Here is an 8,703-nt window from a genome sequence, read left to right as displayed (position 1 = left end):
CGCGCAAAATTGAGTCTAAACGATAGCGAACTTCAGATTCACCACACTAGAGCGGTTTTCGATCAGTCTGGTTCATAGCCGCATGAGCTGAAGTAGTTGGCGCATTCCGTGGGCTGGAAGATGTCGACGAGCTTTCCGATGAGGCTCCACAGGCCGCTTACTGTGCGCTCGCCAGCTTTTCGGAGCATGGCCTTGAGGCGTGAGAAGGCCTTTTCGATCGGGTTGAAGTCGGGGCTGTATGGCGGGAGGAAGCGTAGCGTTGCGCCTGCGGCCTCGATCCGGTCGCGGACCGCCATACGTTTGTGGCTCGACAGATTATCCATGATGACGACATCACCGGGGCGCAGTTCAGGTACCAGGACCTGCGCCACATAGGCTTCGAACCAGTCGCCGTTGATCGGCCCGTCGAGCACCATCGGCGCGACCATCCCGCTCATGCGCAGCCCCGCGACCAGCGTCGTCGTCTTGCGGTGGCCGTGCGGGAAGCCCATCCGCAGCCGCTCACCCCTGGGAGCGCGGCCATGGCTGCGCGTCATGTTGGTCGCGGTCCAGGTCTCGTGTGTGGATGCCCCCAGGTTTGCAAGGGGATTTTCTGACTTTCCTCGGCGGAGCGCTTCCATCGGTCGTGTGTCAGGCCTCTTGATGTGGCTTGCTTGCGCCACGGGCCGGTATGCAGTTCGAACGTGGCGGGCCACATCGGTTCAGCGAGCTCGTGATGCTCTAGCCCCGGGACTGGTTAGCCGCCGCGTGAACTTGGAAGTTCTTGCCGCATAATGGTCAGTCGATCTCCTTGTCGGGGCCAGGGCCCCGAGCGCTCACGGCATGCTGCCAGTCGGCGGCAGCCGTTCACGCCAAGCGGTAATTTTCCTCGCGCGTCATCATGGCCCAGATGATGCGCGCCATCTTGTTGGCCAGCGCTACGGCGACCACCATCCGCGGCTTTCGGGCCATCAACCTGCCAAGCCAGTTGTCCGGCAACACGCCTTTGCGCACGATCCATCGGATCCTGCTCATAGCACCGACGACAAGAAGCTTGCGGATGTCGCTTTGGCCCATTTTACTCATGCTGCCGAGCTTCGCCTTTCCGCCCGTCGAGCGTTGTCGAGGTACGAGGCCGAGCCAGGCTGCAAAGTTGCGCCCACTGGCGAAGGTGCGCAGATCCGGAGCGAAGGCCATGATTGCTCCTGCCGTCACGGGACCGACGCCGGGAACCGTGCACAGACGGCGCATCTCGGCGTTGACCTTCATCGCCTCACGCAGCCTGAGCGACAGATCGTCGATCCTGGCGGACAAGGTCTCGATGTGCTCAAGGTACAGGCGTGCGACCTCGCGGACGCCTTCAGGCAGGACAACCGCCTCGTCTTCGATGGCGACGCGAATATCCTTCAAGTGAGGCAATCCTTGCGCGAAGACCAGGCCGAACTCGGCGAGATGCCCGCGCAACGCATTGATCACCTGCGTACGCTGACCGACAAAGCATTGGTGTGTGCGGTATGCGACAGCGCGCGCCTGATGTTCGGCACTCTTCACGGCGACATAGTGCATGTTCGGCCGGAGAGCCGCTTCGGCGATAGCCGCGGCGTCGGCTGCGTCGTTCTTTTGCCGTTTGACGAACGGCTTGACGTAGATCGGCGGGATCAACCGGACCTCATGGCCGAGCGCTTGGGCATGCCGCCCCCAGAAGTGGCTGGTCGCGCAGGCCTCCATCGCAACGATGCAGGGATCTTGCTCGCTCAGAAGTTGCTCCAGCTTAGCCCGCGACATCGTCCGATTGTATAGAACCGACCCTGTGCGATCCGTCGCGCAGACCTGGAAGCTCCGCTTCGCCAGGTCGATCGCCAACATACATGCTTCTGCCATCTGCTCCGCCTTCGCGCGCCGCCTCGGCGCAGTCAGCATCATACGATGCCGGGTGAAGGGGGCATCCACCGCATCAGTTCAGACCGCCCACTCGGCATCGGTCATATCGCTTGGCAAAGTCAGCCCGCTTCGTGCATGAAGGGCGCGAGTGGTATCGGTCCACATCGTTGAATCCACGGTAGTTTTTGGCGAAGCCCCTGAATCAACGACAGGCAAAGCCGTCAAGCTAACCTGCTGATACTACTCAACTTAATTTCTGATCAGACACTCAGACCCTCCCAACAGATCCTTCAAGATGGCATTATTCAGAAGGCTCTCGGCTTCCATCACAAGCATCGCGTAGTAAAGGGGAGCCGCGCTGAACGCTTGCCTGGGGAGCATCACTGCCACCGACTGCGCGAAATTCGCAATTTTCGAAGCGATGTGCGAGACACTTGAGGCAACCGATCGGTATTCATGGCAGAACTTTGACCCGCCACCGGCGTGGCATCTCCATGGCTACGAACAACAGCCGCCCGCGAAAGCCGGCAACAGCATGGCGGCGTTGATCGCGGCGAGCGAGGCGGCGCGATCCTCGACCGGCAGATAGGTGAGGTCGATGTCGACCGAGAGGCGCGGCAGGTCGCGCACGAACAGGTTGATTGCCGTGCCGCCCTTGAGGGCAAAGACTCTTTCCTCAGCAACGAACGGGAGAACGCGGATGAGAAGGGCGGGTAGGTGTCGAGAAAAGCCATGGCGATCAATGCGCCTCGAGATCGGCGGGAACGGTGATCTGGTAGCGCGAGTCCAGTCTGCCGTCTTTGACAAGGACGCGCTTGCCCGCGCCGACATCGACGCGCGAGGTATCGAGACGCGAGCGCCACGCATGGCGGTGGCGGTCGGCGAAGAACAGGAAGAGCCGCTTCACCTTGACGCTGGCGCAAGATTCAAGAAGCGTTTGCAGGCGGCGCGGACTCAAGTCGCTCATGCCTTCCATCAGGGCATCGACCTGATGGAAACTCTCGTGCCTGGGGAGTTCGTCGAGCAATTCGAGAACGGCGCGCTCCTTGCTGGAATAGCGCAGAGGCAAGGTCTGGCCAGCGGCGCCGGCCATGACAGGGCTTGGCTCGGGCGGCGCGTCGGCATCGCCGGGAAACAGTCGCAGACTGTTGTGCCAACGGAAAGCAACATCGAGCGGCAAGCAGGCAAGCCAGGTCGGCGGGCGCTTCGGCCCGTAGAGGTGAACCTCACGCACCGAAGCCGACAGGTAATGGGCGTAGCCCTGCTGTTCGAGCGCGGTGCGCCCGCCAACGGTCAGGGGCAGGTCGAGCACGGTCTGGAGCGAGACAACGGTCTGCTGCCATGTCAGCGGGGTGCGCGCACGGCGATAGACGCGCCGCGCCGGACTGGTGAGCCAACCGGCGCGAACGTACTGGCTGCGCAGAGATGATGAATAACCGTGGGCTTCCATCCATGCCGCATCGGCAAGGAGTCCCTCGGGGAGTTCCTGCTGGAGGCGGTTTAACTTATGGTCAGAACGCATAGCCAGACTTAGCATTTTACCGGATTAGTAAACCGATGTCGAGTTTATAAATTCCGGTTTTTGCAAAGCCGCACTTGGCGTTTCATGCGATCCATAAACCTATCAGCCCTATTCACTGCACATTATGCGGTGAATAGGGCTGATATTCGCCGCAAACAGGCAGGGGCGGGGCGCGCGTCAGCGCCCTCCGGCCTCCTCTGTTTTCGGCTTCGGAGTATATGCGATGATGCTGCGCTATGCCCACCTCGCGCCCGGACACAAGCTGAAGGCGGTCGAAGTGTTCGACCGCAAGGTTCCGCTCGCGGCGGTAGCGTGACATGTCCGGCTTGATCTGTTGTCATATTTGACTACAGATTGCCGCGATGGCTGGCCCAGACAATTCATGCGAGCTGGTGCGCGGCTCGGGCAATGTGTTGCGGATTCCGACGATCCCGGTCGGCTATTCCAATCTGATCCCGGCCATCATTCCGATTTGATCCCGGCCGGGTAGAAGCCAGATCGTGGTTGATAAATAACCCTGTCTTTCTCGATTGGTCAAGCGGCTGCTGGGGTTTCGGTGCGGCGCATGGATTCGCCGCTGAGTTCGAGCCGGTGGGCATTGTGAACGAGGCGATCCAGAATAGCGTCGGCGTAAGTAGGATCGCCGATCAGAAATCCCGGATGGGTCTGTTTGTGCGTACCGTCGGCATCAAACGAGCGGAAATGAAGATCGGCCTCGCCAACCTCGTCTGCAATATCCGCCGATACCTATACCTCGAACGCATCAAGGCTACTTGAGCTGACGATCCAGGAGTCAGCTGAGCCGGCGAAAGGCCGGTTCGCTACCACATCTACACTGTCACCCACCGCCAATGCTCAACTCATCAGCCTCACCTACCAAATATCCGGTTCTTCGATCCGTCCACGTGCTATCTCGCATCTTCACCACAGGGAGTAAATGATTGAGCTACACTTCCCGGGCCGAATCGGCTCACAACAATGGAAGCGGCCGGTAGGGCTCTTCCAGATGCGCGATTTCCTCGGGCGTCAGTTGCAGCGAGCAGGCGGCGACGGCATCGTCCAGGTGATCGAGCTTGGTCGCGCCCATCACCGGCGCCACCACCTCGTCCTTGCTCAACAGCCAGGCCAGGGCCACTTGTGCGGGCTTGACGCCGCGCGCTTCGGCCATGGCCAGCACCCGGTCCACAATCTCGATATCGGCATCGAGTTCCTTGGGGTAAAGCGTGTTGGTATAGCCGTCCGTGAGGGAGCGGTTGCTGGTCTCGCTCCGGGGCCGGGTCAACCGGCCTCGCGATAAGGGACTCCAGGGCAGCGCGCCCACACCCTGGTCGCGGCACAGCGGCAGCATTTCTCGCTCTTCTTCGCGATAGAGCAGGCTCAAGTGGTTCTGGATGGCGATAAACCGCGCCCAACCGTTGGCGCGCTGGATCTGGATGGCCTTGCTCAACTGCCAAGCGTGCATCCACGAACCCGCGATATAGAGCGCCTTGCCGGCCTTCACCACATCATGCAGCGCCTCAAGTGTCTCTTCCAGCGGAGTGGCGTGATCCCAGTGGTGGATCATGTAGATGTCGACGTAGTCCGTCTTTAGCCGCCTAAGGCTGGCATCGATTTCTGTCATGATCGCCTTGCGCGAAAGGCCCTGTCCGTTGGCTCCCGGGCGCATCCGACTCTCGACCTTGGTTGTGATCACCACTTCCTCGCGTGGAGCATAGCGCAACAGCGTATTGCCCAAAGTCTCCTCGCTGGCGCCGCCCGCATAGGCATTGGCGGTGTCGAAGAAATTGATTCCCAGATCCAATGCGCGCTTCAGGAAGGGGCGACTTTTCTCTTCGGTGAAAAGCCAGCCATGCTTTTGTGTCGGCCCTTGAGAATAGCTCATGCAACCAAGGCAGATCGGCGATACTTCGAGACCCGTTTGGCCAAGCTTCACATAATCCATGTCTATCCCTTTTCGAACTTCTGACTGCCGTGCGCGTCGCTCCTCGCCTTCAACTCAGTCAGCGGCGCGCCCCACAACCGCGCGGCGAGCGGCCCAGGGACTGTGGAAGCAGTCGTCTTGCTGATCGCGCTCCAGACGGCCCCGCGATTGAACTGTCGCTCGGTTATAACTGTCAGAAAACGCTATTGAAACTGCCAATACTATCGAGAATATTTATGGTTCGGCAGCACTTGCTTATAGGGTAGGTCATGTCATGTTGAGGCTGGCCCAAGGCCATGGTCAGCGTCACATGACTATGCGCGATGTCAGGGCTCACTGTCATCGTCCATGACCAGCAAAAGCCAACGTAGGTTTGGGTGGCACAGAGGCCACCGGATGTTTTTGGCCCAGGGACCGGCGAAATTCATCGCGAATTGATGATGGCTGTGGCGATCTCTGTCATATGGTGGACTGCTTCGATCAGCTTTGCATCTCGGCTTACCTCTGAAGCGAGTTTTTCAGCGGTTCTCCCCCGATCACACGGTAAAGATTTTCGATCAGGATATCCAGGACACGCGGCACATGGCTCGCCGGGTCGTCACTGGACAGATGCGGAGTAATGACAAGGCGAGGGGCATCCCAGAAGGGGGAGTCGGGATCGGGTGGTTCGGGTGTCGTCACATCAACGATGGCACCGCCCAAATGGCCGCTTTCCAGCGCTTCGACCAGAGCTTGCTGATCGACAAGCCGGCCCCTTCCGAAGTTGGCGAAATGTGCTCCGGGCGACATCCGCGTGAAAACGTCCCGATTCATCATGTTGTGCGTTTCGGGGGTCAGCGGCGTGGCGAGAACCACGAAATCCGCTTGCGGCAGAAAGGCATGGGCCTCGTCCATGGTCAAGATGCGGGAAAAGCCGGCTACGGAACCCGCGCTGCGGCGAACACCGATCCGCTCGATGCCCAGGCGTTCGGCCCCCGCAGCAATGGATCGCCCTACGGCGCCGGTGCCATAGATCAGCGCTGTCTTGCCCTTCACGGAAGCGCTCAGACGTCTGGACCAGCGATGTTCGCGCTGGGCGGTGATGAAGTGCGGCATTTGTGTATGCAGCATCAGGAACACCATCATTGCCCATTCCGTGAGCTTTGCTCCCTCATGCACGCCGTTGGCGGTGGCGAAAGCCGCGGCGGGCGGAAGCCAGTCGAGCGGAAGCAGATGATCGATGCCGGCGGCAGTGGTCTGGACCAGCTTGAGCTGTTTTCCGCGCGCCTTGATATCGGCACGCGGGAAGTCCGGACCCAGGATGGCATCGGCTACCGCAATCGCTTCAGCGAGGTTGGGGTCATCGGCAAGCCGGACATCCACTGTCAGCGGCAAGGAGCCCCGCGGTGAACGGTCGAGGGCCTCTAACACATTGCGCTCCGTGATGCGGAACGGTTCCGACTGACCCGGAAAGTTCAGTACCAGCAAGCGTAGCGTCGAGATCATAGGCGCACAATCCGGTTGCCGTGTGCGGTTGACAGGGCTCTGCCAGCAGCTCCATTTTCCGAGAGGCAACTCGGGCACAGGCCTGAGGCGTCGAGGCCCCTGTTTCCGAAGCGAACGTATTTCATCGGTATTTCCTTGGCTTGAGCGAGGCGAATGGTGTCGTGCAAGGACGGCGCCCGCTCGAATTTGACGCACCGGAGGTGCCGATCAGGGGGTGAGGTGGGTCTTCAACAGTTCGATGAAGTCCGTGGCAATCTGCGAAAGCTCGGTATGGGTGGGCCGCAGGATGGCGATCTCGTACGAGATATCGGGCGCAAAGGGCCGTTTGACGATATGCTCTGTGAATGGCGTGCTGATCACCGGGTCGATGATGCCGACACCGCATCCTGCCGCTACCAGTTCGCAGGCACTGGAGAAGAACTCCGTCTCTGCGACGATATTCCAGCGGGAGCCATACTGCGAAAATGCGTTGGCAAGCTGCTGATAAACCGGATCGCCGCGAAACAGCGTGACGAAGGGGACGTTGTCCAGATCCTTGGGCGTTATCACCTCGAGTTCGGTCAACGGATGGTCGGGTGCCATCATGCATTCGCAGCAATAAGAGAATACATCCATGTGCGTTGCCGGATAATCGAGCGGAAGTTCGGCAATGGCGAAATCGAACTGCTGCGATGTGAAGAGGCTGCGAATTCCCTGGGAGTTCCGGGTGATGATCTTGACCTGCAGGCCGGGACGATCCGCAGTGAAGATAGAGAGCACGCGCGGTAGCAAGCTGATCGAAATGCTTGGGTATGCGGCGATCGCAAGATGGCCGTATTTCCCAATACGGATCTGTTCGGCCACGCGCGTGAAATCGCCCGCCGCGTCGAGAATGCGTGAAGCTTCCACATGCAGCAGGTGCGCTTCCGGGGTCGGATGAAGCCGCCCGGCGCGCCGCGTGAACAGCTGAAAGCCCAACTGCCGTTCCAGACCGGCCACGATACCGCTGACCGCCGGCTGGGACAGGCCAAGCAGCTCGGCCACGCGCGTGACCGTTCCATGCAGCATCAGAGAGCGGAAACATTCAAGTTCGCGAAACCGCATATGTGACTTCCATAATCCCTGCTTATAGCGCCCACAAGTTGCTTTATTTGAAATCGTCAAATCGCAAGACTAGGCTTGCACATATGGTTGGGTAGTTTATCCGGTAAAAAAAGCAAATAAATTCTTGAAAATTTTCGAAAAATCCATGCAGGAGTGATATTTCGTGAAGGATGGATTTTGTAATAACGATGTGTGTCGTGAGGAAAGGGAAATATATACTGTTCCAGCGCGAGGGTGGTCTGCGATTTTTCTTGATGTTGGCGATACTATAAAGGTGGTCAATACATACGGCGGGCAGGTCGTCGATACCTGGGCGTTTAACGCGGAAGATATCCATGAGCATATGTCGATGGAGCACAGCCGTGTCTCAATCATGAAGCTCATTCCCGGCGTCGGCGACGTTCTCGTCACCAACAAGCGGCGCCCCATCCTTTCGTTTGTCGAAGACACCACCTCAGGCGAGCATGACACGCTGGTCGCTGCCTGCGATTGCTACCGTTATGAGCACCTCTCCGGCTCGCTGGATCATGACAACTGCACGGCCAATCTGGCCAGCGCCCTGGCCAGTCTGGGACAGCCGGCCCGGTCCACGCCGAGTCCGCTCAACCTGTTCATGAGCGTGCCCGTGGGCGAAGGCGGTGCGCTGCTCTTCGTCGCTTCGCCAACCAAGGCAGGTCAATACGTGAGCTTGCGAGCCGAGATGCGCTCACTCATCGTCATGTCAGCATGTCCGCAGGACATCACGGCGGTCAATGCGCATGAGCCGTGCGACGTGCATTATATGGTAATTTGATGCAATGCAGCATAATTTTGCGCATGCGAAGTCAGGGAT

General features: G+C 59.4%; 6 protein-coding genes and 5 pseudogenes. 2 read left to right on the top strand and 9 right to left on the bottom strand.

Annotated elements, in window-relative coordinates:
• Nucleotides 1-62: 62 nt before the first annotated feature.
• The 6 genes and pseudogenes from PYV00_RS23320 to PYV00_RS23295 form a co-directional block, all read right to left on the bottom strand.
• Nucleotides 63-557, bottom strand: a pseudogene (locus PYV00_RS23320) (IS630 family transposase); the annotation flags it as partial.
• A 289-nt stretch (nt 558-846) separates the two neighbouring features.
• Nucleotides 847-1,860: an IS110 family transposase gene (locus PYV00_RS23315; protein ID WP_275230734.1), complete on the bottom strand. Its 1,014-nt coding sequence runs from the start codon at nt 1,858-1,860 to the stop codon at nt 847-849.
• Nucleotides 1,861-1,941: 81 nt separating this feature from the next.
• Nucleotides 1,942-2,025 (bottom strand): annotated as a pseudogene (locus PYV00_RS23310) (IS5/IS1182 family transposase); the annotation flags it as partial.
• 372 nt (nt 2,026-2,397) lie between these two features.
• A pseudogene (locus PYV00_RS23305) lies at nt 2,398-2,562 on the bottom strand (nucleotidyl transferase AbiEii/AbiGii toxin family protein); the annotation flags it as partial.
• A 37-nt stretch (nt 2,563-2,599) separates the two neighbouring features.
• Nucleotides 2,600-3,382: a type IV toxin-antitoxin system AbiEi family antitoxin gene (locus PYV00_RS23300; RefSeq protein WP_275230733.1), complete on the bottom strand. Its 783-nt coding sequence runs from the start codon at nt 3,380-3,382 to the stop codon at nt 2,600-2,602.
• A gap of 534 nt (nt 3,383-3,916) precedes the next feature.
• Nucleotides 3,917-4,033: pseudogene (locus PYV00_RS23295) on the bottom strand (ATP-binding protein); the annotation flags it as partial.
• On the opposite strand from PYV00_RS23295, the pseudogene PYV00_RS24460 reads away from it, so the two are divergent.
• Nucleotides 4,025-4,159: pseudogene (locus PYV00_RS24460) on the top strand (IS5/IS1182 family transposase); the annotation flags it as partial. The pseudogenes PYV00_RS23295 and PYV00_RS24460 overlap by 9 nt on opposite strands.
• Nucleotides 4,160-4,352: 193 nt before the next feature.
• Here PYV00_RS24460 and PYV00_RS23290 read toward each other — a convergent pair.
• The 3 genes from PYV00_RS23290 to PYV00_RS23280 form a co-directional block, all read right to left on the bottom strand.
• Entirely contained in the window at nt 4,353-5,324 is a 972-nt protein-coding gene (locus tag PYV00_RS23290; protein WP_275230732.1) for an aldo/keto reductase, read from the bottom strand.
• A gap of 477 nt (nt 5,325-5,801) precedes the next feature.
• Nucleotides 5,802-6,788 carry a D-2-hydroxyacid dehydrogenase gene (locus tag PYV00_RS23285; protein WP_275230731.1) on the bottom strand — a complete coding sequence of 329 codons (987 nt, stop codon included), beginning with the start codon at nt 6,786-6,788 and terminating at the stop codon, nt 5,802-5,804.
• 207 nt (nt 6,789-6,995) lie between these two features.
• Nucleotides 6,996-7,871: a LysR substrate-binding domain-containing protein gene (locus tag PYV00_RS23280; RefSeq protein ID WP_275230730.1), complete on the bottom strand. Its 876-nt coding sequence runs from the start codon at nt 7,869-7,871 to the stop codon at nt 6,996-6,998.
• Nucleotides 7,872-8,034: 163 nt separating this feature from the next.
• On the opposite strand from PYV00_RS23280, the gene PYV00_RS23275 reads away from it, so the two are divergent.
• Nucleotides 8,035-8,664 carry an urea carboxylase-associated family protein gene (locus tag PYV00_RS23275; protein WP_342803838.1) on the top strand — a complete coding sequence of 210 codons (630 nt, stop codon included), beginning with the start codon at nt 8,035-8,037 and terminating at the stop codon, nt 8,662-8,664.
• Nucleotides 8,665-8,703: the final 39 nt, after the last annotated feature.

Source organism: Novosphingobium album (ex Liu et al. 2023), assembly GCF_029076845.1.
Classification (GTDB): domain Bacteria; phylum Pseudomonadota; class Alphaproteobacteria; order Sphingomonadales; family Sphingomonadaceae; genus Novosphingobium.
This window is presented reverse-complemented; position numbering and strand designations above follow the sequence as displayed.